The following is a 21,260-nucleotide window of genomic DNA, read 5'->3' on the forward strand; positions in this document are numbered from 1 at the left end:
GGCAAATTTGGTTTTAAATTTGCAAATTTAATGCAAATTTAGGCTTAAAATTTTTCAGACCACTTTTCGTAAAATCGGAATTTTTGAGAGTATAAACGCTAAAAGTGCAGAAATCACAAAAACTGCCAAGCTTAAAAACGGAACCATTATTATAGGATTTGCGCTTATTGTCGTAATTTGCATTTTTTTAACTATAAAATCTAAAATCGCAACATGAATAAGGTAAATTCCAAAACTTAATGCCGAAAGTTTTGTTATAAGCTTTGCAAATTTGCCGTTATTTTGGAATTTTGCAAATAAATTTTTAAAGAAAATAAAAACGCCGAAACTTACAAACATAGTGTTTAAAAGCTTATAAGCATAGAAAAAATCCTTTTTCTTTTCGTGGTGCAGGGCAAATTCTGAATTTACATAGGTGGCAAAAATTAGTCCGATAATGGCAAAAATGTAAAAAATAGTTCTAGTTCTTTTAGAAATTTCAAAATTTGCAAAGTAAAATCCGGCTAAAAAATATATCAAATAACCACTGAATTCAGGGACATTTGAACGAAAATATAGAGTTTTATTTAGAAAAAATTTCAAAAATACATTGATAAAATCATAACCACAACAAAAAATCGCTAAAACAATGAGCAAAAGTTCAAAATCTTTTTTGCTTAAATTTCGCACCAAAACTTGCAAAAATGGAGCCAAAAAATAAAGTCCGATTATCATATATAAAAACCAAAGGTGATATTTTGTGCTTTTAAATAAAAAGTCGGTTAATTTGGTTGGGTCTGTGTTATATTTGCCACTTAAAAACATATCGAAATATATATAAAAAATACTCCAAACTATGAGTGTAACGGATAGTCTAAAAATATTTTTCTTTAAAATTCTGTTAAAATTTTCTCTCACGCTTTCACCATATCGCTTGAAATCAAGCAAAAACATACCGCTAACCATGACAAAAACAGGCACACACCAACGAACTAATCCGTCGTAAAAATTAAAAACCTGCCATTGGAAAGTATCTGGCTTAAAAGCATACCATTTATGTGCAACTACATGTAAAAATATAACCGCAAAAATCGCAAAAACTCTTAAAAAATCAGGATAAAAAACCCTTTGTGGTATGTGTGTGTGTGTGTGTGTCAGAAATGCTGTGAGTTTGCGAAGTGGTAGAAATTTTTAAATCTTGCAAATTTTGTGCGTTTTTCTCATTTTGTGGCATTATAGTCCCCCAAATCTGCGATTTTTGTTTTTAAATTCGCTGATGATTTGCGATAATTCTTCGTTAGAAAATTCAGGCCACAAAGTATCGCTAAACGCAAGTTCAGCGTAACTTACCTGCCAAAGTAAGAAGTTTGAAATGCGTTTTTCACCACCTGTTCGGATTAGCAAATCCACATCACCACTGCGCGCAGTATCCAAATGCGCTGAAATTTCACTTTCGCAAATTTCGCCATTATTTGCTAAAATTTTTTGGCAAGTTCGCACGATTTCATCACGCGCGCCGTAATTTATCGCCAAATTTAGATTTAAATTTGCACAATTTTGCGTAAAATTTTGTGTATTTTCAATCTTTTCTTTTAAATCATCGCTAAATTTCGCTATATCGCCGACTGCTTTGAAATTTATGCCGTTTTTTAAAAAACTCTCTTTTTTATCAACCAAAAATTTAGCCAAAAGTTTCATCAAAAAATCAACTTCGCTTTTTGGGCGCTTCCAGTTTTCGGTACTAAAAGCATAAAGCGTGAGATTTGGGATTTTTTCTTTTATGCAAAATTCGCAAATTTGCTCGACTACCAAAGCGCCTTTTTCATGCCCTTTGGTGCGAACGAGCGCGTGAGCTTTCGCCCAACGCCCGTTGCCGTCCATTATGATAGCAAGATGATTTAAATCATTCATTTACAGGCTTTTTGTAAGTTTTGCGATTTGAAATGCTACTTCATTTTTAGTTGCAGTTTTGATTTCGGTTTCGCCTGTTTTGGTTATATAGGTTATGCGAGTAACATCGCCGCCAAATTTAACCACATCGTCTAAGACATTTAAACAAACCGCATCAAGCCCTTTTTCGTTTAGCATTTTTTTAGCGCCGTTTAATGCGCTTTCTTTGTCAGTTTCAAGCTTAAAGCCTATTTTTTTAACTCCCATAGCTCTAAAACTGCTGATAATATCGTCATTTAAACCAAGCCTTAAATTCCAAATTTCGCCGATTTCTTCTTTTTTCATTTTTTCTTTATAGCGAACCTTTGGAATATAATCACTTACGGCTGCTGCCATAACCAAATATGAATTTTCTCTAAATTTGGTGCTTTCTAACGCACTTTTTAAACCAATCGAGCTTTCAAATTTAACAAGTTTGTATGGGAGTTCGTCGTATTCGATACTAGAAATTAAAATAACTTCCGCACCTAAATAATAAAACGCATCAGCCAAGGCTTTTGCTAATTTTCCGCTTGAAAAATTTGTTATACCGCGCACATTGTCGATTTTTTCGATTGTAGGTCCGCCTGTGATGACGACAAGTTTATTTTTATAAAATTTATCTTCATAAATAGCTCGTTTAATTTCACTAACAATCATCTTTGGCTCAGGCAATGCACCTTTTCCAAATTCGCCACACGCCAAAGTTTTTTCAACAGGATCTATAAAAATTGCATTTGTTTTATTTTGTAAAATCTCAATACAATTTTTTGTGATAGGATTTTCAAGCATTTTTGTGTTTGCGGCAGGTGCGATGACGAGTTGCGCTTTTGTCGCGATTAGGGTTTGCATAAAGACATTATCACAAACGCCCCAAGCAAGCTTATTTATAGTATTTACACTAGCAGGAGCGATTAATACCAAATCAACTTTGGCATATTCTATATGATTTACGCCCTCTTGCCAATCTTCCGTTTGAGAACAAAGTACGGGGTGATCGCAAAGTGCCTCGTAAGCTTTGTAATTAACAAATTTCAAAGCCCCTTCGCTAAGCATAACATAAACATCGAAATTTTCTTTTTTTAGCCTTGAAAGAATTTCAAAAGATTTATAAAAACTAATACTTCCGCAAACTGCCAGTAAAACCTTCTTTTTTGCCATTATTCACTCCTAAAAAATTTATAAAAAAACTCTTTTTTATTTTCTTGTTTTGTTCTTGAAATCGCCAAACTTCCCTTTGGCACATCACTCGTTACGGTCGTTCCTGCTGCGATTAAAACATCATCTTCGATTTTTACAGGCGCGACGAGTTGGGTATCTGAACCGATAAATACATTTTTACCAATGATAGTTTTATATTTTTTCTTGCCGTCATAGTTACAAGTAATCGTGCCGCAGCCAATATTTGTACCGCTATCGATTTCGCAATCGCCCAAATAGCTTAAATGTCCCGCTTTTATGTTATTTACTTTTGCTTTTTTTAGTTCTACAAAATTTCCGATATGGGTACCCAAAATCTCGCAATCAGGGCGGATATGAGCCATAGGACCAATGTCTGAATTTTTTATAACGCTATTTTCGATAACGCTACTACTTTTTATAATGCTATTTTCGATAACGCAATTTCCTATAATGCTAACATTTTCTTGCAACTCGCACTCGCCGATAAATTTAGCATTACAATCGATATAAATCGTATGCGGAAGTCGCATTAAAACACCTTGCTTCATCAAATTTTCTTTGATTTCATTTTGCATGATATTTTCTGCGATAGAAAGTGCAAATTTATCGTTTATCCCCATAAAATTTTGCTCATCGACCATTACGGCGTTGCACTTTAAGCCCATATTTTTGGCAATCTCAATCGTATCGGTTAGATAAAACTCTTTTTGCGAATTTTCATTTTTAATCATAGGTAAAATTTGCTTTAAAACTTCGGTTTTGAAGCAGTAGCAACCCGCATTTACCGAATTTACTGCTTTTTCGCTCTCGTTTGCGTCTTTTTGTTCGACGATTTTTTGGATTTCGCCATTTTTTATGATAACACGACCATAACCAAACGGATTTTTCGCTTCAAAAACGCTTAAATTTATATCAGCTTCCCCGCCAGAAAGTCTTAAAAGTTCAGCCGTTTTAATTAAGGGCATATCGCCACATACGATTAAGGTTTTTTTTGCGTTAAATTCGACATCTCTTAACGCTCCTGCGGTGCCGGGAAAATTCTCAATATCTTGTTTATAAATTTTAGTTTTTGGAAAATTTTTCAAGATTATCTCTTTGATTTCGTCAAATTGATGAGATAAAATAACGCTAACATTATCCGTAATTTCATACGATTTTTGCAAAATATGGCAAATCATTTCCCTGCCACAAAGTTTAAATAAAACCTTTGATTTGCTTGATTTCATACGAGTTCCAAAACCCGCAGCTAAAATTATTACTTCTAAATTACTCATATAAATTCCTAAAATAAATCTCACTATTTTACCAAAAAAAGGTATAAATTTATATAAAATTAGCAAGAAAAAGTGCTAAAAATCGGCAAATTTCTTATAAATTTTCAAAATTTATTAAATTTGAATTTAAAACAGCTAAACTTAACATAAATTTCAGTTTTTTATTTTAAAATTATCGTAAATTTTTTTATTAAAGAGTAAAAGATGAATAAAAAGGTTAAATTTATCATTGTTTTAGCTATTTTAGCGTTATTTGGATACTTTGTTTATTCTAAATTTTTTGTTAAAGTTGAGACTCCAAAGGTTATTACAACACAGCTTCAAAAAGGCGACATACGAAGCATAGTCAGTGCTAACGGCGAAGTTTATGCTAGGGATTTGGTCGATGTCGGCGCACAAGTCAGCGGTCAGATTAAAAAACTTTATGTCGGAGTAGGCGATGTCGTCAAAAAAGGCGATATGATAGCCGAAATTGATTCTGTAAAACAAGAAAATGAGATTTCAAGACAAAGAGCGCAACTTTTGATACATGAAGCAAATTTGGCTGCAACTGAGATTTCTGCCAAAAACGCCAAAGTTAAATACAATCGTGAGTTAAATTTGTATAATAAAAAAGCAACTTCTCTTGAGGCGGTTGAAAATGCTAAAAATACAGCCGCTTTGCAAGAAGCAAATTTAAAGCAAATTAAAGCGCAAATCGAGCAAACTAAGCTTGCCTTAAATACCGCAGAAACCGATCTTGGCTATACTAAAATAACAGCTCCAATCGACGGCACGATAGTTTCAGTTCCTGTTGAAGAGGGAAAAACGATAAATGCAAATCAAAGCACTCCGACAATCGTAAAGATTGCTGATTTAACAAAAATGGAGATTAAAATGGAAGTTGCTGAGGGCGATATTTCAAAAATAAAAAAAGGCATGAAGGTCGAATATACAATCCTTTCGGATTTAAAAAATGTAAAACACTCGGTAATTTCTACTATTGATCCGGGTCTTACTACGCTAAGTGACGGAAGTTATGGAAATTCAAATTCGGCAAGTTCGAGCAACAGCGCTAAATATTTTTATGTAAAAGTTTTGGTTGAAAATGACGATGATTTCCTAAAAATCGGTATGACAACAGAAAATTCAATCATCACAATAGAAAAAGAAAATACTTCATATCTGCCGACCTCTGCATTAAAAAGAGACAAACAGGGCGATTTTGTTTATGTATTAAAAGGTGCAAAAACCGAAAAAATTTATGTTAAAACCGGTGCTAGTGACGATTCGAATACCGAAATTTTGGAAGGTTTAAATGATGATGATATTATCGTTTTAAGTGGTGATATAGGCGGAGCTAAATTCGCAAGTGACGGACGGGGTGCCAGGAGTGGAACACCGCCGATGAGATTTTAAAAATGATAAAGCTAGAAAATATAAATAAAATTTTCACACTCGGTGAGAATAAAGTCCATGTCCTAAAAGATATAAATTTGCATATAAAAAAAGGCGAATTTATTTCTATCATCGGGCAGTCGGGTTCTGGTAAATCGACACTTATGAATATAATCGGTTGTCTTGATACACCAAGTAGCGGTAGTTATTTCATTGGCGGAAAAGATGTGGCTAAATTTAGTAGTGATGATTTAGCAAATTTACGAAGCAAAAAATTCGGTTTTGTTTTTCAACGCTATAATCTAATCGCAACTATGAGTGCAGCCGAAAATGTCGCTCTTCCTGCGATTTATGCAGGTATGGGTGCCGATGAACGAAATAAAAGAGCAAAAGAGCTTTTGGGTGGTTTAGAGCTTGGCGATAAAACGGCTAGTTACCCAAATAAATTAAGCGGCGGTCAGCAACAAAGAGTTAGTATCGCGCGCGCCCTTATGAACGGCGGAGAAATCATACTAGCAGATGAGCCAACCGGAGCGCTTGATAGCAAAAGCGGCGAAACCGTTATGCAAATTTTGTGTGATTTGCATAAACAAGGTCATACAATCATAATCGTAACACATGATAAAAATATCGCTGAATACGCAGATCGCATAATCGAAATCAAAGACGGCGAAATTCTAAGCGACAGAAAAAAATCAGAAAACATTTACGAACTGAAAAAAGAAAAAGTAGGTGAAAAAAATGCTTTATTTGCCTACAAGGATCAATTTTTAGAGAGCTTTAAAATGTCTGTGAGTGCGATATTTTCGCATAAACTTCGCTCAATGCTAACTATGCTTGGTATTATTATCGGTATAGCTTCTGTTATCTGCGTTGTCGCCTTAGGCAATGGCTCACAAGAGAAAATTTTAGCTTCGATTAAGTCTATCGGAACAAATACAATCACCGTTCAAGCAGGAAGAAGTTTTGGAGATATGCGAGCAGGGTTTGTTAGTACTCTAACCATTTCTGATTCAAATGCTTTGGCAAGACAGCCGTATATTGATTATTCGACGCCAAATGTAAATTCGAGTGGAACGCTAACTTATGCAAATTTTAACTCTCGAACCGAAGTTAGGGGCGGTGGCGAACACTCGCTTTCTGTTAGCGGAATAGAAATAGAAAGCGGACGAAATTTTAGCGCAGAAGATATAGAAAGCTCTGCTTCTGTGGTCGTGATAGATCAAAATACGAAAAAGCAGTTTTTTAAAAATGAAAATCCGCTTAGCAAAACTATTACATTTGCAGGAAAACCGCTTCGCATTATCGGCGTTGCGGCTGATGAAAAAAATGCTTTTGGTGTAAGCGAGAGTTTGCGAATTTATGTGCCGTATTCGACTTTGATAAATAAAATTTCAGGCAATCGCAGGATAAATTCAATCACCGTAAAAGTAAAAGACGATGTTGATCCGCAAATGGCAGAAGAGAGTATTACGCAACTTTTAATGCAAAGACACGGCACAAGGGATTTTCACACACGAAATTCAGATACTATCAAACAAACCGTCGAAAGCACAACAGGAACTATGAAAATTCTCATCTCATCAATCGCCGTAATTTCGCTCATCGTCGGCGGAATAGGGGTTATGAATATAATGCTTGTTAGCGTTACTGAACGCACAAAGGAAATCGGCATAGCTATGGCAATCGGTGCAAAAGAATCAAATATCTTACAGCAATTTCTAATCGAAGCCATTTTGCTTTGCTCTCTTGGCGGATTTATCGGCATTTTGTTTGCACTTGCGTTAGGGTATGGATTTAACAGCATTAGTAGCGATTTTACTATGAAATTTACAACCGCACCTTTTATCATAGCCTTTGTCGTTTCATCAGCTATCGGCATTATTTTTGGCTATTTACCTGCCAGAAATGCAAGTAAATTAAATCCTATCGACGCACTAGCACAGGAGTAAAAAATGAAAAAATTTATATTTTTGGGAATTTTGGCGATTTTTTTTATAGGTTGTAGCGTTAAGGGCGACTTAAAATACGAGCCGATTGACAATTATTATGATGAAAATGAAAGTTATATCATCGATACGCAGTGGTATAAAAAATACAATCAGCCATATTTAAATGAACTTGTAGATTTGGCTTTGCAAAATAATTACGATTTAAAAACAGCAGCCCTAAATATCGCCACGGCGTATGCAAATTTAGGTTTAAGTGAAGCTGATTTATTTCCGACAATAAGCGGAAGTTTGGGAGCTAGTGCTAGTAGAAATGTCGCTCACGGCGACGATTTTAGCAAATCTTATCGCGGTGGGCTAAGTGCTAGTTATGAGCTTGATATTTACGGCAAAATTCGCGCTAGTGTGAATTCTAGCCAGTGGAGTGCGATTTCTAGCGAATACACTTATGAAGATTTAAGGATAAGCATTATAAATTCGGTTGTTGGAGCCTATTTTCAAATGCTTTACTTAAATGACGCACTTAAATTTACGCAGCATAATTTGAAAAATTATGCCGAGTTAAAAGATATAGTTCAAGCCAAATATGACTACGGCAGGGGCGAATTTATCGATGTCGAACAAATGCAAATGAATATTTTAAGCCTAGAAAATAGGGTGCTAAATTTAAAAAGGCAAATTGAAAATAACAGGCTTTTGCTCAGAAATTTGGTAATCCCTGCGAGTGTGGAAGCAAATTTAGATAGAAGCGATAGTAAGGTTTTGGTGCCAAATTCGCAAACTGCTTTAAATTCGACAAAATCACCTTACAGCGTGGCTGGTGATAGATATTTGCAAATTTTAGAATTTGAAAGAAATCTAAATTCAATAAATAGTGTTAAATTTTTAGGCGTAGATTTAGAAGTGCCGTTTTTAGCTCTTTCAAATCGTCCCGATGTGCGAACTGCCTTAGCAAATTTAAACTCAGGCTTTTATAATTATAAAGTTTCAAAGCTAAATTTTTTCCCGTCAATCACGCTTGGGGCTGGACTTAGTGGAAGCGGCGCAGAAGTAAATGACGCTTTTGACTTAAAGCTTTTTAACGGCACGCTTAGTGTAAGTTTGCCGTTTTTGGACTATCCAAGACTAAAACAAAGGCTAAAAATTTCTGAACTTGCATTTGAAAAATCTCGCACTGCGTATGAAAAAACGCTTTCAAACGCAGCAAACGAAGTGAGAAATTTATACGAACTTTACGGCTTGGAGCTAAAAACGCTTAAAAATGCCGAAAAAACCTATAAATCACAAGCGCAAATTGCTGAAATTTATCGCACCAAATACGACGCAGGGGCTATCGAATTTAGAGATTTTATAAATGCCCAAACAAGTCGCGTAAATTCAATGATAGATATGCTTTCGCAGCGTTACAATATCCTAAACACCGAAATCGCAATCTATAAAGCAATGGCAGGGAAATTTAGCGCAAAATAGAATATGCATGTAAGAAAATAATGTTTGGCAAGCATATATTGTTTGCCAAGTCATATTTTAGCAATTTGAATTAAGGCGTATAATGCGAAATTTTTTGAAATTTCAAGGTCTGATGTTTCTAATTCTTCTTGTTTTTGATATTTGCTTTATTTTGATTTTTAGCCGTTATTTTGGTATAACTTTTTGTGTTATTATTTTAGGATTTTTGAATTTTGGCTTTGTATTTAAATTTTGCCTAGCTTTGTGGCAATTTTACAAAGGCACATATAAAGAGCAAAATTTTAGCTCAAAATTAGTTATAAAAGAGTTTGCATTGTATTTTGTAAAGGCTTTATTATTGGGATTTTGGCTTATTGTAGAAGCAATTTGTGCTCTTTTTTCAGCACTTGGATAAAATTTATTGGCAATTTAAAATATAAAAACTATCTTTTTTTAGCGCTACAAAGGAAATCATTTATATAGCAACGATTTTAAAAATTTCTAATGCATAAATACAATAAATGGTGCCCGGAGCCGGAATCGAACCGGCACGGAGTTGCCCCCGCCAGATTTTGAGTCTGGTGCGTCTACCAATTTCACCACCCGGGCAGTTTTGATAAATTTACAAATGTAAATTCAAAAAACAAGAACCAAATTATATATAAAAAAATTTAAAATAAAATAAAAAAGTCCCACACGAAGTGGGACTATGAAACATTTTTCAAAATGCTAGAAATTATTTTTTCTTTTTAGCTTTTGCAACAGCTTCTTTTAGTTGTTTTCCAACTTTGAATTTAACAACTTTTGTAGCTGGTGATTTGTAAGTTTTGTTAGTTCCAGGAACTTTACCTTCTCTTGCAGCTCTTTCAGCAACATTGAAAGAACCAAAACCAATAAAGCTAATTGAATCACCTTTTACAAGCAATTCAGAAACTACTGCCAATGCAGAATCCACAGCTTTAAGAGAATCTTTTTTAGAAAGACCCGCTTTTTCAGCAACTAGTTGAATAAAATCAGCTTTTTTCATAAAAAATCCTTTAAAAATAAAGTGTTTAACTCCGTCCATTTTACAACACTTTTTTAAAAAAAACAATACTTTTTTAACAAAAAATAGCCAAAATAGGCAAAAATATTCAAATTTTGCTATAAATTTGCCATTTTAAGCCATTTTCAAAACTTAAAATTTTATAAATTTAAAGTATATCGTATGTTATAAGAATTTGATTTTTTATCTTTTTTATATCTTTTAGTTGCAAATTTGTAAAATTATGCGCTAAAATCTTTTTATTTGTGTCAAGTTTGTGGATTGCAATCTCTTTTAGCACTTCGCCACGCAGTTGTTTTGCAAAATGGCTTAGAACTTTTCCGTTTTTTATAAATTTCATTGCCGAATACTCTTTTTTTGGTATGTAAAATTTTTCGTAAAATCCCGCACGCAGGTCTAAAATATCATCATTTTCTACAAATTTATCGATTTGAGTGCTAAAATTTTCAAGGTAAAACTCAGGAATTTCCAAATTTAAAAAGCTCTCGCCCTGTTTAAGTTTATAATCCGGTATCTCATCTTTTGCCGATACTACGCCAAATAGATTTGAAAAAATCAAAACGCTTTCATCTATAAATTTTTGCGAATTTGTGTCTAAATTTCTGTATTGTAGTGCTTTATATGCCGTTCCTGCGTATCGTAAAATGGCTTTTACGCAACCGCTTTTAAAAATATCTTTCCTATAATATAGCAAATCTTTCTCTTTTTTTGTGCCAAAGAGTTTGCAAAGTGCCTTCTCGTCGCCGTTTAAAATAAAATCATTATAAAGTGTTACGATTTGTAACCTTTTTTCATATAAATTTGGAAAAATAAAATTTTCTTTTTTTATAAATTTTTCACTTGCAATCCCGGTTTTTAATTCGCTTGGAGAAAATAGGATTTTCATTTGATTTGCCTTTGAAATATGGGGAAAATGGTGCGCCCGAAGGAATTCGAATCCCTGACCTTTTGAACCGCAATCAAATGCTCTATCCAGCTGAGCTACGAGCGCACGATATAAAAGAAACAAAAATTATACAAAAAGCCACCTTAAATTTAGCAAAAACTATCCAAATTTATAAATTCATATAAAAAATAAGATAATTTTTCTTTTAAAATTTAAACTTTTCATAACCGAAAATATAATAGTATATAAAAATTTTTTTTTCAAAAGGTCATTTATGATACACAAAATTCTTATCGCAAATCGCGGTGAAATCGCAGTTAGGATTATCAGGGCGTGTAGGGACTTACACTTAAAAAGTGTGGCAATTTATACAAAACCTGATGCGGATTGTTTGCATACAAAAATTGCTAGTGAAGCTTACGAAGTAGGCGAGGAGCCGTTAAAAGGCTATTTAGACGCTCAAAAAATCATCGAAGTAGCAAAAGCGTGTGGAGCCGATGCTATCCACCCTGGATATGGGTTTTTGAGCGAAAACTACGAATTTGCAAAAGCCGTTGAAGAAGCAAATTTGATTTTCATCGGTCCAAAACCAGATGTTATTCGCAAAATGGGAAATAAAAATATTGCTCGTTATCTAATGCGTAAAAACGGAATTCCTGTTGTTCCGGGGACTGAGAAATTAAACAACGAAACAATCGATACTATTAAAGATTATGCGCAAAAAATCGGTTATCCTGTTATTTTAAAGGCTAGTGGCGGCGGTGGCGGTCGTGGAATCCGCGAAGTTTGGAAAGAAGAAGATTTAGAAAGTGCCTATGAATCTTGCAAAAGGGAGGCAAAAGCGTTTTTTAATAACGATGAAGTTTTTATGGAAAAACTAGTCGTAAATCCACGCCATATCGAATTTCAAATTATGGGCGATAACTATGGAAACATTATTCACCTTTGCGAAAGAGACTGTTCTATCCAAAGAAGACACCAAAAAATAATCGAAATCGCACCTTGCCCGTCAATCAGCGAAAATTTACGAAAAATTATGGGCGTAGTTGCAGTTTCAGCGGCAAAAGCTGTGGATTATACAAATGTCGGAACGGTTGAGTTTTTGCTTGATGATTATAATAATTTCTATTTTATGGAAATGAATACAAGAATTCAAGTCGAGCACGGCATCACAGAAGAAATCACAGGCGTGGATTTGGTTGTTCGCCAAATTCGTATCGCAAACGGCGAGATTTTGGAGCTTGAACAAAGCGACATTAAACCACGCGGTTTTGCTATCGAAGCGAGAATTACCGCTGAAAATGTTTGGAAAGGTTTTGTTCCAGCACCTGGCACTATAACAGGATATTATCCTGCTTTGGGACCTTCTGTGCGTGTTGATAGTCATATTTATAAAGATTACAAAATTCCGCCGTTTTTTGATTCGCTTGTAGCAAAACTGATGATAAAAGCGACTGATTATGATTTGGTTGTAAATAAGCTTGAAAGGGCGTTAAAAGAGTTTAAAATAGAAGGCGTTAGAACGATTATTCCGTTTTTACTTGCTATTAGCCAAAGCAGGGAATTTAGACGCGGATTTTATGATACAAGCTTTGTTGAGACACACATGCAAAGTATTTTAGATAGCACAGACGACCCTATGGAGCCAAAACGCAACAACGAAGTTATCGCGGCTACTGCGGCTGCTTTAAAAGATTTGGAAATGCAAGGCGAATAAAATGGATTTTTTAGATAGCTTAAAAGACATAAAAAAAGATATGTTAAAAGAGCAAAAAGCTTCGGTCGCGCCAAAGCCAAAGCCAAAAAAACCAAATCCAAATCGCGACGAATTTAAAGATATTTTCAAAGATGATTTGGAAGCGGATTTTTCAAATGAGAGCGTAAATGGGCGAGAAAATCGCCTAAAAGATGAATTTAAAGAATTTATCAAACACGCAGGTGTTAAGAAAATTTAATGAAAATTATACCTTTTTCGACACTTGATAGCCCCTGTCCGTATCTTTCGGACAGGGCTAGTAGAACCGAATATCACTACATTATAAATTGCGATTTTGCACACAATTCAAATTTAGTTAAACACGGATTTAGACGATTTGGCAGATATTTTCAAAAGCCTGTTTGTTTTAGCTGTGATGAGTGCAAAAGTGTTCGAATCGATACATTTAACTTTAAATTTAGCAAGTCTTATCGGCGAATTTATCGCAAAAATGAAAAAACAAAAATTTTATATTCTCGTCCGATTTTAGATGACGAACATATCGAGCTTTTTAATAAATATCATGATTTTATGACGGCAAAAAAAGGGTGGCGAGAGCATAATATAGATCCGCAAAGGTATTATGAAATTTATGTTGAAGGTTTTGGCGAATTTGGCAAAGAGCTTTCATATTATGATGAAAACGGGCGGCTTATTTGCGTCGATTTGATCGATGTTGTCGATGACGGGTTGAGCGCTATTTATTGTTACTGGGACCCTGATTTTGCAAATTTAAGTCTAGGCAAATTTTCTCTTTTAAAGCAGATAGAATTTGCAAAAAATGCCGGTTTGCGCTGGATTTATCTAGGTTTTTTGGTAAAAGATTGCCCGAGCTTAAACTACAAAGACGAATACAAACCATATCAAACACTTTTGGATTACTGCGAAGTAGAAATTCCTGCAAAATGGGAGTTTTTAAAATAATAGTGTGAAAAAAATTAACAATTTATAGTCTAAGCTTTTTTGTTTCAAATTCGAAATTTGTAAATATTTATAAGTTTTAAAGCCAAATTTATGTAAAATCCGTAATTTTTAAAAGGGATTAGCAAGTTGAAAACCGACAAATTGCTTTTTTATTTTACAAGCGCACTTATCGCTATTGGCGTAGTTTTTTCGCTATCTCTTAGCGCATATACAGTGCTTTTATTTAACTATACAAATCACTTACACTTTTTTATTATGCAGTTTTGTGTCGGTATGTTTTGCATTCTTCTTATGTGGTCGATTTCAAGACTTAATCCTAATAAATTCCTAACTCCAATCGGCATAAGTCTTTTTTTACTTATGTTTTTTACTATGTTTTTTATGAATTTTTTGCCCCCGTCGATGGTAACGGAAGTAAATGGCGCGGCTCGTTGGATACGATTGCCCGGTTTTTCTATCGCGCCAGTTGAGTTTTTCAAAGTCGGATTTATATATTTTCTAGCATGGAGTTTTAATAGAAAACTTGATTATTCTAAAAAATCTATCGCCACAGAAATTGCCATACTTTTCCCGTATTTGGTGCTTTTTGGTATTATTGTGATTTTAATCGGCGTTTATCAAAACGATTTAGGACAAGTCGTCGTGCTTTCTTTGGTGCTGCTACTAATGTCTATGTTTGCCGGAACTAGTTTTAGGCTTATCGGTCTTAGTGCGCTTGGGATTATTTTTGCCGCATGGGTTTTTATCATAACTAGCGCTCATAGAATCGAACGCGTCAAATCATGGTGGGGCGGAGTACAAGATTTTGCGTTATCGCTGCCTTTTATAAGTCCGGAAGCCGCCGCAAAACTGCGGGTAGAAGATGCCGTTACGCCGTATCAAGTAGGACACTCATTAAATGCCATAAATAACGGAGAAATGCTTGGTAGGGGACTTGGGTTTGGAAGCTTTAAACTAGGATTTTTAAGTGAAGTTCATACTGATTTTGTCCTAGCAGGAATCGCCGAAGAAATCGGATTTGTAGGAATTTTATTGATTACGCTTTTGTTTTATGCGGTTTTATTTAGAATTTTTCAAATCGCTTCAAAATCCGAAAATAAGGTAAATTATCTGTTTTGTTTAGGAATCGGATTTATGTTTTTGTTTTCATTTATTATGAATGCATACGGCATTACTTCGATTTCGCCAGTAAAGGGCATTGCAGTGCCGTTTTTAAGCTATGGCGGAAGTCATCTACTAGCAGCTTCATTTGCCGTTGGATTAGTTTTAATGGCGTCAAAAAGAGCGAAATTTTAAAGGAATTTATATGATAGCAATCACAGGCGGCGGAACAGGCGGTCATTTAAGTATAGCAAGAGCTTTGGGAGCTGAGCTTAAAAAAAGAGATATAAAAGCAATTTTCATTGGTTCAACTCACGGTCAAGATAGAGCGTGGTTTGAAAATAGCGATTTGTTTGAAAAGGCATATTTTTTGCAAAGCTCCGGCGTGGTAAATAAAAAAGGTCTTGCAAAGCTAAATTCCCTTTTAAATATTTTTAAACTTGCTTTTTTCTGCCTTAAAATTTTTAAAACTCACGGCGTTACAAAGGTTATAAGTGTAGGCGGTTACAGCTCGGCACCTGCGTCATTTGGTGCGATTTTGGGTAGAAAAGAGCTTTTTATCCACGAACAAAACGCACTTACCGGAAAACTAAATAAACTTTTAAAACCTTTTGCGAAAAAATTTTATAGTTCGTATGAAAAGCCAAAATTTGATTATCCTGTAAATTCGATCTTTTTTGATACTTCTAGGGTGCGAGAAAGTGTGAAGACGATTATATTTTTAGGCGGTTCGCAAGGAGCTAGTTTTATAAATTCACTTGCTACCGAACTTGCACCAAAGTTAGTAAATTTGGGATATGAGATGATTCATCAGTGTGGCGAAAAAGAATTTGAAAAAATTTCGCAAATTTACAAAGAGCAAAATTTAAGCGATAAAATCACGCTTGTGGGTTTTTGCACAAATTTACACGAACTTATCGCAAAGGCGGATCTATGCGTAGGCAGAAGTGGCGCTAGCACACTTTGGGAGCTTTGTGCAAATGGGATTCCTGCGATATTTATACCATTTCCTTACGCAGCAGGAGATCATCAGTTTTATAACGCTAAATTTTTGCAAGAGCAAGGTTTGTGTGCTATCGTTCGCCAAAACGAAGCAGATGAAGAAAAAATTCTAAATTTAATCCAAAATTACGCCGTAAAACAAGTAAGCGAAAATTTACGCCATACTATCGATAAAAACGGAGCAAAAACCATAATCGACGATGTTTTGAAAGATTAAGTTGAAAAGGATTTATTTTCTTCTCTTGACAAAAAACAGATAAATCGCCGAACTTAGGACGATAAAGATAAACAATAAAATCGTGATTAAATGCAGTTTTTCTTTTATCAAATTTTCATTTTCGCCGATAAAATAGCCAAGAGCGAGTAAAATCGCTACCCAAATTCCAGCACCCAAGCCGGTAAAAATAGAAAATCTAAAAATATTCATTTTTGCTAAACCTGCCGGCAGGCTTATATACTGGCGAATTCCTGGAATCAAACGGCAGTTAAATGTCGAAATCTCGCCGTGGCGATTAAAAAAATCTTCAAATTTAGCAAATTTTTCATCCGTTATGCCAATAAATTTGCCGTATTTTTCTACTAAATTTCGACCGAAAAAATAGCATAAATAGTAGTTAAATATCGCTCCTGCTAGACTTCCGCCCACTCCACATAAAAATGCCGCCGATAAATTCATTTCGCCTTTACTGGCTAAATAACCAGCCGGAATCATCGCTACTTCGCTAGGAAACGGGAAAAAGCTACTTTCTAAAAACATCATGCAAAAAATTCCGATATATCCCCATGAGCTGACGGTTGAAACGATAAATTCGATAATTTGTGAGAGCAAATTTGACCTTTTTTGTGAATTTAAAAAGGCGAATTTAACACAAAAATAGCATTAAATTCGCAAGATTTTAAAAATTATTTTTTAGCAGGAGCTGCTTTTTCATCAGCCTTTGGCGCAGGTAAAGGCATTTTGTATTCAACTTTTGCTTTTTCAAATAAATCATCGGCTTTTTTATCCAATGTTTCTTTGAATTTTTGACCTTTTAAACCTTCTTTAATGCGCTCTTTAAGTCCGTCAAAAGGCATTTTTTCGGCTTTTTTGCTTCCTTGTTTATAGATTACATGGTAGCCAAATTGCGTTTTTACAGGCTCTTTTGAGATTTCGCCGTCTTTTAGAGCAAATGCAGCATCTTCAAATTCTTGCACAAAGATACCTTTGCGAACAGAGCCTAAATCTCCGCCGTTTTCTTTGGCACTTGGATCGATTGATTTTTCTGTTGCAAGTTTTTTAAATTCATCTTTTAAGCTCTCTTTTTTAGCTTTTACTAAACTTGCGATTAACTCTTTTGCGACTTTTTCATCTTCAACCAAAATATGGCTAACGCTTACTTCTTCCGGATTTGTGAAAATATCGCCGTTTTCGTCATAATATTTTTTGGCTTCTTCATCGCTTACGCTAACTTTTTTGAATTCATTTTCTTGCCACATATTAAAGATAATGCCTTCTTTTGCTAGTTCGATTTGTTTTTTAAATTCAGCGCTATCTTCGATACCGCTTGCTTTTGCTTCTTTCATCAATAATTTATATTTAATATAGCTATCAACTATATTTTTTTTGTCTTCATCTGTGATTTTGCCGGGTTCTGCGCCCATTGCGTGCATACTTTGTGCTTCTACAAGCGGAGCTATATCTTCATCGCTTACACTTATATCGCCTGCGGTTGCTAAAACTGCGGCATTAAGGCTCATTGCAACAGCCAAACTAAGAGTTGTGAAAAGAAATTTTTTCATTGTTATTCCTTAAATAAAAAATTCACGCTATTATAGAAAAATAGTTTAAATGATAATGCAATGCGAAGCGAAAATTTGGATTTTTTGTTAAATTTTGTATGAAAATTTGATAAATTTGCCCGAATTTTACGGGCAAATTTGGATTTTAAATTTAAAAAGCAGAGATAACTGCGCCTTTGTATTGTTCGGCGATGAAATCTTTTACTTTTTGGCTTTGTAAAGCTTCATTTAAAGCTTTGATTTTTGGAGCGTTTTCGTTACCTTCTTTAACTGCAACGATATTTGTGTAAGGGTTACCTTCTGCGCTTTCTAACACCAAAGAATCTTTAACAGGATTTAAATCAGCATTAAATGCGAAGTTTGAGTTGATAACTGCGATTTCGACATCATCAAGCGTTCTAGGGAGCGCAGGGCTTTCAAGCTCGATAATTTGCAAATTTTTTGGATTTTTTGTTATGTCGATTGGAGTGCGAAGTGCTACGCTTGTATCTACTTCAATAAGTCCTGCGCTAACTAGCAAATCCAAAGCTCTGCTTTCGTTTGTCGGGTCATTTGGCACTGCGACTTTTGCGCCGTCGCTTAGTTCGTTAATAGCTTTGATTTTTTTGCTATAAACTCCCATTGGCTCTAAATGAACGCCGATAGTTTTAACTACTTTTGTGCCGTTATTTGCGTTAAATTCGTCTAAATACGGCTCGTGTTGGAAGTAGTTTGCGTCCAAATCACCACTATCTGTGGCTTTATTTGGCGTAACATAGTCGTTGAAAACTTTGATTTCAAGCTCAAATCCCTTTGCTTTTAGATCGTCTTTTACAACCTCTAAAATTTCAGCGTGTGGAATCGGAGTAGCACCGACAACTAAACTTTCAGCCAAAGCCGAACTTACAAGGCTTGCACCAAGCAATGCTGTTAGAATTAATTTTCTCATTTTTTATCCTTTATTTAAAAAATTTCGTTATTATACAAAAAGCAAAAGTAAATGTCAAGTCTTTTTATAATATTTTTTATAATATTTCATAAAAATCCCTAAAATATGGATTTATAAAAATATATTATTTTACTATTTTTATATATAAAATATTTCTAAGCACAATTTAAATAGCTTTGAGTTATCATAAATTCCAAATTTTTGATAAAGGAGAGAGTATGAGACAATATGAAACATACAAATGCGACAAATGCGGCTGTGAAGTCGAAGTGCAAAAAGTAGGCGGTGGCACACTTTTGTGCTGTGGTGAGCCGATGAAATGTATCACAGAAGATTTAACGCAAGTAAATTTGATGAAAGCGTTTGCCGGCGAATCACAAGCTAGAAACAAATACGACCTTTACGGCGATTTAGCCAAAGAAGCAGGTTTTCACGCTATCGCAAGGCATTTTTACGAAGCAGCCGAAAATGAAAAATGGCACGCAAGAGCCGAGCTAAAAGCTCACCACGCAGCAGCTGGGATTCCGCTAGATAAAATGGATAAAAACCTAATCGACGCAGCAGCAGGAGAGCGATACGAGCATGAAAGCATGTATCCTGCGTTTGCTCAAATCGCCACAGAAGAAGGCAAAAAAGAGATCGCAAGGCTATTTAACGCTATCGGCAAGGTCGAAGTCGAACACGAACGCGAATACAACGAACTTCAAAAAATCTTGCTTGAAGAGGGATTTTTCGAAAGTTTTGATGAAGAAGTTTGGGTTTGCGAAGTTTGCGGCCATGTGCATCGTGGCAAAAAGGCTCCGGGTGCCTGTCCTTTATGCAAAGCTCCAAAAGAGTATTTCAAAAAACAAAGATTAGTTTGATTTAGAAAATTTCGTATCACTTTTGGGTGATACGAAATTTAAAATTTAGCTAAAAAATTTAGATTTTATTTTTTCGTAACCTTATAAAGCAAATCCCCAAAACTCTGTATTATTTGGACGATTACTATTAAAATAACAACCGTATAAGTCATAATATCAGGGCGAAAGCGTTGAAAACCAAATCGAATAGCCACATCGCCTAAACCGCCACCGCCCACAGTCCCAGCCATTGCCGTAAATCCGATGATGACGATCAAAGTTAGCGTTATGGCGTTTATAATCGACGGCAAAGCTTCTACAAACATCACGCGAAATATGATTTGGGCTTTACTCGCACCAAAACTCTTCGCAGCTTCGATGATACCACTATCAACTTCAAGCAGAGCATTTTCGATAAGTCTAGCGATAAACGGAGCCGAGCCGATTGTCAGTGGCACGATAGCTGCCGTCGTGCCGATACTCGTGCCGATAAGAAATTTGGTAAATGGAAAAAGCACGACAATGAGTATCAAAAATGGAAAACTTCTAAGCGTATTTACGACGACATCGAGCGAACTATAAATGGCTTTATTTGGCATAAGTCCGTCTTTTCGGGTCAAAATCAGCAAAATGGCAAGTGCTGAACCAATAATAAAAGCCAAAAGCGTAGAAGTAAAAGTCATATAAAGCGTGTCGATGACTGATTTTTGCAGTTCTGCATAAATTTTGTCATTAAATTTATAGCCTTTTAATCCCCAAAATTTTTCACTTCCAAAAAGCACCAAAAATGTAATAAATAGCGTTAAAGCGGTTTTAAAACCAAATTTCAAAAATAAATTTTTCTCGCTCATTTTCTCTCCACAATCTCGTAAATCACGCCTTTTTTGGCTACGAATTTTTCCACAGCTTCAAGCTGACTTGGTAAAACATTTATGACAAGGCTTCCCACGACGCTTTTATCAAGGCGTTCAAGCTTACCCCAAACTATGTTGAAATTTATGCCAAGCTCGTGCGCCATGTGCGTGATAATGCTATCAAACGCCACACTCGGCGGAAAGAAAAGCTTAACATTTATATTATTTTGTGGCAAAATTTCTTCTTCGCCCAAAAATTCCTTCATATTTTCATCAGGGTGCAAAAACAGCTCCACGATGTCGCCACTGCCCACGACAACGCCGTCTTTAAGCAAAATCGCACGATTTGCAATGCTTTTGACGACTTCCATTTCATGTGTCACCAGAACAATGGTAATGCCAAGCGTTTTGTTGATTTCTTTTAACAAATGCAAAATCTGCGTTGTGGTGTTTGGGTCAAGCGCAGAAGTGGCTTCGTCGCTAAGCAGGATTTGCGGTTTTAACGCTAATGCCCTTGCGATCGCCACTCTTTGCTTTTGACCGCCTGAGAGTTCGCTTGGGTAGGCGTTTGCTTTATCTTTTAAACCGACTAGTTCGAGCAGTTCGCCGACTCGTTCTTTTATGTGATTTTCATCAAATTTCCAAAATCTAAGCGGCGTGGCGACATTCTCAAATACCGTCTTTCGGCTCATCAGTGCAAAATGCTGGAAAATCATACCGATATTTTTGCGAAATTCACGGATTTCATCGCCTTTTAGGTTTGCGACTTCTTTGTCTGCGACTTTGACACTTCCTGCTTGGTAATCTTCTAGCCCATTTATGCAGCGAAGCAGGGTGCTTTTACCTGCACCACTATGCCCCACAATAGCGAAAATTTCGCCTTTTTTAATATCGGCTGAAACACCTTTTATAATCTCGTTATCGCCAAAACTTTTATGCAAATTTTCGATTTTTATCACTAGATTTTCCTTTTATGTCGCAAATTTATGTCTAAATTTGCTTAA

At 35.3% G+C, this 21,260-nt stretch carries 22 protein-coding genes and 2 tRNA genes; 10 read left to right on the forward strand and 14 right to left on the reverse strand.

Going from position 1 to position 21,260, the window contains the following annotated elements; all coding sequences use genetic code 11:
- Window positions 1-54: 54 nt before the first annotated feature.
- From PF026_RS03010 to glmU, 5 genes are read right to left on the reverse strand one after another with little or no spacing between them, the layout of a single operon-like run.
- Entirely contained in the window at window positions 55-1,137 is a 1,083-nt protein-coding gene (locus tag PF026_RS03010; RefSeq protein ID WP_306558759.1) for an acyltransferase, read from the reverse strand.
- The gene (locus PF026_RS03015) at window positions 1,091-1,213 is read right to left on the reverse strand and encodes a hypothetical protein (RefSeq protein WP_270864279.1); all 123 of its coding nucleotides are present in this window, start codon (window positions 1,211-1,213) and stop codon (window positions 1,091-1,093) included. The genes PF026_RS03010 and PF026_RS03015 overlap by 47 nt, the downstream gene beginning before the upstream one ends.
- Entirely contained in the window at window positions 1,213-1,890 is a 678-nt protein-coding gene (uppS, locus tag PF026_RS03020) for a polyprenyl diphosphate synthase (RefSeq protein WP_270864280.1), read from the reverse strand. Before uppS ends, PF026_RS03015 begins: the two co-directional genes overlap by 1 nt.
- Window positions 1,891-3,069 carry a bifunctional phosphopantothenoylcysteine decarboxylase/phosphopantothenate--cysteine ligase CoaBC gene (coaBC, locus tag PF026_RS03025; protein ID WP_270864281.1) on the reverse strand — a complete coding sequence of 393 codons (1,179 nt, stop codon included), beginning with the start codon at window positions 3,067-3,069 and terminating at the stop codon, window positions 1,891-1,893.
- The gene (gene glmU / locus PF026_RS03030; RefSeq protein WP_270864282.1) at window positions 3,069-4,364 is read right to left on the reverse strand and encodes a bifunctional UDP-N-acetylglucosamine diphosphorylase/glucosamine-1-phosphate N-acetyltransferase GlmU; all 1,296 of its coding nucleotides are present in this window, start codon (window positions 4,362-4,364) and stop codon (window positions 3,069-3,071) included. Before glmU ends, coaBC begins: the two co-directional genes overlap by 1 nt.
- Before the next feature lie 204 nt (window positions 4,365-4,568).
- On the opposite strand from glmU, the gene PF026_RS03035 reads away from it, so the two are divergent.
- The 4 genes from PF026_RS03035 (at window position 4,569) to PF026_RS03050 (ending at window position 9,554) form a co-directional block, all read left to right on the forward strand.
- On the forward strand, window positions 4,569-5,762 hold the full coding sequence (locus PF026_RS03035) for an efflux RND transporter periplasmic adaptor subunit (RefSeq protein WP_270864283.1): 1,194 nt from the start codon (window positions 4,569-4,571) through the stop codon (window positions 5,760-5,762).
- A gap of 2 nt (window positions 5,763-5,764) precedes the next feature.
- On the forward strand, window positions 5,765-7,693 hold the full coding sequence (locus PF026_RS03040) for a MacB family efflux pump subunit (protein ID WP_270864284.1): 1,929 nt from the start codon (window positions 5,765-5,767) through the stop codon (window positions 7,691-7,693).
- Between the two features lie 3 nt (window positions 7,694-7,696).
- Entirely contained in the window at window positions 7,697-9,160 is a 1,464-nt protein-coding gene (locus PF026_RS03045; RefSeq protein ID WP_270864285.1) for a TolC family protein, read from the forward strand.
- Window positions 9,161-9,242: 82 nt separating this feature from the next.
- Window positions 9,243-9,554, forward strand: a complete 312-nt coding sequence (locus tag PF026_RS03050; protein ID WP_270864286.1) for a hypothetical protein — start codon at window positions 9,243-9,245, stop codon at window positions 9,552-9,554.
- A 107-nt stretch (window positions 9,555-9,661) separates the two neighbouring features.
- Here the strand turns inward: PF026_RS03050 and PF026_RS03055 are convergent.
- From PF026_RS03055 to PF026_RS03070, 4 genes are all read right to left on the reverse strand, one after another.
- Window positions 9,662-9,748, reverse strand: a tRNA-Leu gene (locus PF026_RS03055).
- A gap of 127 nt (window positions 9,749-9,875) precedes the next feature.
- A complete protein-coding gene (locus tag PF026_RS03060; RefSeq protein WP_270861176.1) occupies window positions 9,876-10,166 on the reverse strand; it encodes an HU family DNA-binding protein in 291 nt (96 codons plus the stop codon).
- A 166-nt stretch (window positions 10,167-10,332) separates the two neighbouring features.
- Window positions 10,333-11,070, reverse strand: a complete 738-nt coding sequence (gene yaaA, locus PF026_RS03065; RefSeq protein WP_270864287.1) for a peroxide stress protein YaaA — start codon at window positions 11,068-11,070, stop codon at window positions 10,333-10,335.
- 28 nt (window positions 11,071-11,098) lie between these two features.
- Window positions 11,099-11,175 (reverse strand) — tRNA-Arg (locus tag PF026_RS03070).
- 169 nt (window positions 11,176-11,344) lie between these two features.
- On the opposite strand from PF026_RS03070, the gene PF026_RS03075 reads away from it, so the two are divergent.
- From PF026_RS03075 to murG, 5 genes are all read left to right on the forward strand, one after another.
- Window positions 11,345-12,787 carry an acetyl-CoA carboxylase subunit A gene (locus tag PF026_RS03075; protein ID WP_270864288.1) on the forward strand — a complete coding sequence of 481 codons (1,443 nt, stop codon included), beginning with the start codon at window positions 11,345-11,347 and terminating at the stop codon, window positions 12,785-12,787.
- Window position 12,788: 1 nt separating this feature from the next.
- Complete coding sequence (locus PF026_RS03080) at window positions 12,789-13,025, forward strand: hypothetical protein (RefSeq protein ID WP_270864289.1); 237 nt, start codon at window positions 12,789-12,791, stop codon at window positions 13,023-13,025.
- Window positions 13,025-13,750, forward strand: a complete 726-nt coding sequence (locus tag PF026_RS03085) for an arginyltransferase (RefSeq protein WP_270864290.1) — start codon at window positions 13,025-13,027, stop codon at window positions 13,748-13,750. Before PF026_RS03080 ends, PF026_RS03085 begins: the two co-directional genes overlap by 1 nt.
- 126 nt (window positions 13,751-13,876) lie before the next feature.
- Window positions 13,877-15,046: an FtsW/RodA/SpoVE family cell cycle protein gene (locus tag PF026_RS03090; RefSeq protein WP_270864291.1), complete on the forward strand. Its 1,170-nt coding sequence runs from the start codon at window positions 13,877-13,879 to the stop codon at window positions 15,044-15,046.
- Window positions 15,047-15,056: 10 nt separating this feature from the next.
- Window positions 15,057-16,070: an undecaprenyldiphospho-muramoylpentapeptide beta-N-acetylglucosaminyltransferase gene (murG, locus tag PF026_RS03095; protein ID WP_270870486.1), complete on the forward strand. Its 1,014-nt coding sequence runs from the start codon at window positions 15,057-15,059 to the stop codon at window positions 16,068-16,070.
- Window positions 16,071-16,082: 12 nt separating this feature from the next.
- Here the strand turns inward: murG and PF026_RS03100 are convergent, their stop codons facing one another.
- The 3 genes from PF026_RS03100 to PF026_RS03110 form a co-directional block, all read right to left on the reverse strand.
- A complete protein-coding gene (locus PF026_RS03100) occupies window positions 16,083-16,682 on the reverse strand; it encodes a DedA family protein (protein ID WP_270870485.1) in 600 nt (199 codons plus the stop codon).
- 74 nt (window positions 16,683-16,756) lie between these two features.
- Window positions 16,757-17,632, reverse strand: a complete 876-nt coding sequence (locus PF026_RS03105) for a peptidylprolyl isomerase (protein ID WP_270870484.1) — start codon at window positions 17,630-17,632, stop codon at window positions 16,757-16,759.
- Window positions 17,633-17,783: 151 nt separating this feature from the next.
- A complete protein-coding gene (locus PF026_RS03110; RefSeq protein WP_270870483.1) occupies window positions 17,784-18,560 on the reverse strand; it encodes a MetQ/NlpA family ABC transporter substrate-binding protein in 777 nt (258 codons plus the stop codon).
- A 218-nt stretch (window positions 18,561-18,778) separates the two neighbouring features.
- On the opposite strand from PF026_RS03110, the gene PF026_RS03115 reads away from it, so the two are divergent.
- Window positions 18,779-19,423, forward strand: a complete 645-nt coding sequence (locus PF026_RS03115) for a ferritin family protein (protein ID WP_270870482.1) — start codon at window positions 18,779-18,781, stop codon at window positions 19,421-19,423.
- A 65-nt stretch (window positions 19,424-19,488) separates the two neighbouring features.
- Here the strand turns inward: PF026_RS03115 and PF026_RS03120 are convergent, their stop codons facing one another.
- Both PF026_RS03120 and PF026_RS03125 read right to left on the reverse strand, forming a co-directional pair.
- Entirely contained in the window at window positions 19,489-20,253 is a 765-nt protein-coding gene (locus PF026_RS03120) for a methionine ABC transporter permease (RefSeq protein ID WP_270864297.1), read from the reverse strand.
- Entirely contained in the window at window positions 20,250-21,215 is a 966-nt protein-coding gene (locus PF026_RS03125) for a methionine ABC transporter ATP-binding protein (RefSeq protein WP_270864298.1), read from the reverse strand. Before PF026_RS03125 ends, PF026_RS03120 begins: the two co-directional genes overlap by 4 nt.
- Window positions 21,216-21,260 lie beyond the last annotated feature (45 nt).

The sequence above is a fragment of the Campylobacter sp. CS_NA3 genome (assembly GCF_027797495.1).
GTDB lineage: Bacteria > Campylobacterota > Campylobacteria > Campylobacterales > Campylobacteraceae > Campylobacter_B.

Bases quoted from the DNA above. Each gene is read 5' to 3' on its own strand.
- PF026_RS03040 (WP_270864284.1), top strand. From the start codon at position 5,765: ATGATAAAGCTAGAAAATATAAATAAAATTTTCACACTCGGTGAGAAT.
- PF026_RS03035 (WP_270864283.1), top strand. From the start codon at position 4,569: ATGAATAAAAAGGTTAAATTTATCATTGTTTTAGCTATTTTAGCGTTA.
- PF026_RS03120 (WP_270864297.1), bottom strand. From the start codon at position 20,253: ATGAGCGAGAAAAATTTATTTTTGAAATTTGGTTTTAAAACCGCTTTA.
- PF026_RS03060 (WP_270861176.1), bottom strand. From the start codon at position 10,166: ATGAAAAAAGCTGATTTTATTCAACTAGTTGCTGAAAAAGCGGGTCTT.
- murG (WP_270870486.1), top strand. From the start codon at position 15,057: ATGATAGCAATCACAGGCGGCGGAACAGGCGGTCATTTAAGTATAGCA.
- PF026_RS03080 (WP_270864289.1), top strand. From the start codon at position 12,789: ATGGATTTTTTAGATAGCTTAAAAGACATAAAAAAAGATATGTTAAAA.
- yaaA (WP_270864287.1), bottom strand. From the start codon at position 11,070: ATGAAAATCCTATTTTCTCCAAGCGAATTAAAAACCGGGATTGCAAGT.
- PF026_RS03105 (WP_270870484.1), bottom strand. From the start codon at position 17,632: ATGAAAAAATTTCTTTTCACAACTCTTAGTTTGGCTGTTGCAATGAGC.
- PF026_RS03045 (WP_270864285.1), top strand. From the start codon at position 7,697: ATGAAAAAATTTATATTTTTGGGAATTTTGGCGATTTTTTTTATAGGT.
- coaBC (WP_270864281.1), bottom strand. From the start codon at position 3,069: ATGGCAAAAAAGAAGGTTTTACTGGCAGTTTGCGGAAGTATTAGTTTT.
- glmU (WP_270864282.1), bottom strand. From the start codon at position 4,364: ATGAGTAATTTAGAAGTAATAATTTTAGCTGCGGGTTTTGGAACTCGT.
- PF026_RS03075 (WP_270864288.1), top strand. From the start codon at position 11,345: ATGATACACAAAATTCTTATCGCAAATCGCGGTGAAATCGCAGTTAGG.
- PF026_RS03050 (WP_270864286.1), top strand. From the start codon at position 9,243: ATGCGAAATTTTTTGAAATTTCAAGGTCTGATGTTTCTAATTCTTCTT.
- PF026_RS03110 (WP_270870483.1), bottom strand. From the start codon at position 18,560: ATGAGAAAATTAATTCTAACAGCATTGCTTGGTGCAAGCCTTGTAAGT.
- PF026_RS03085 (WP_270864290.1), top strand. From the start codon at position 13,025: ATGAAAATTATACCTTTTTCGACACTTGATAGCCCCTGTCCGTATCTT.
- uppS (WP_270864280.1), bottom strand. From the start codon at position 1,890: ATGAATGATTTAAATCATCTTGCTATCATAATGGACGGCAACGGGCGT.
- PF026_RS03115 (WP_270870482.1), top strand. From the start codon at position 18,779: ATGAGACAATATGAAACATACAAATGCGACAAATGCGGCTGTGAAGTC.
- PF026_RS03015 (WP_270864279.1), bottom strand. From the start codon at position 1,213: ATGCCACAAAATGAGAAAAACGCACAAAATTTGCAAGATTTAAAAATT.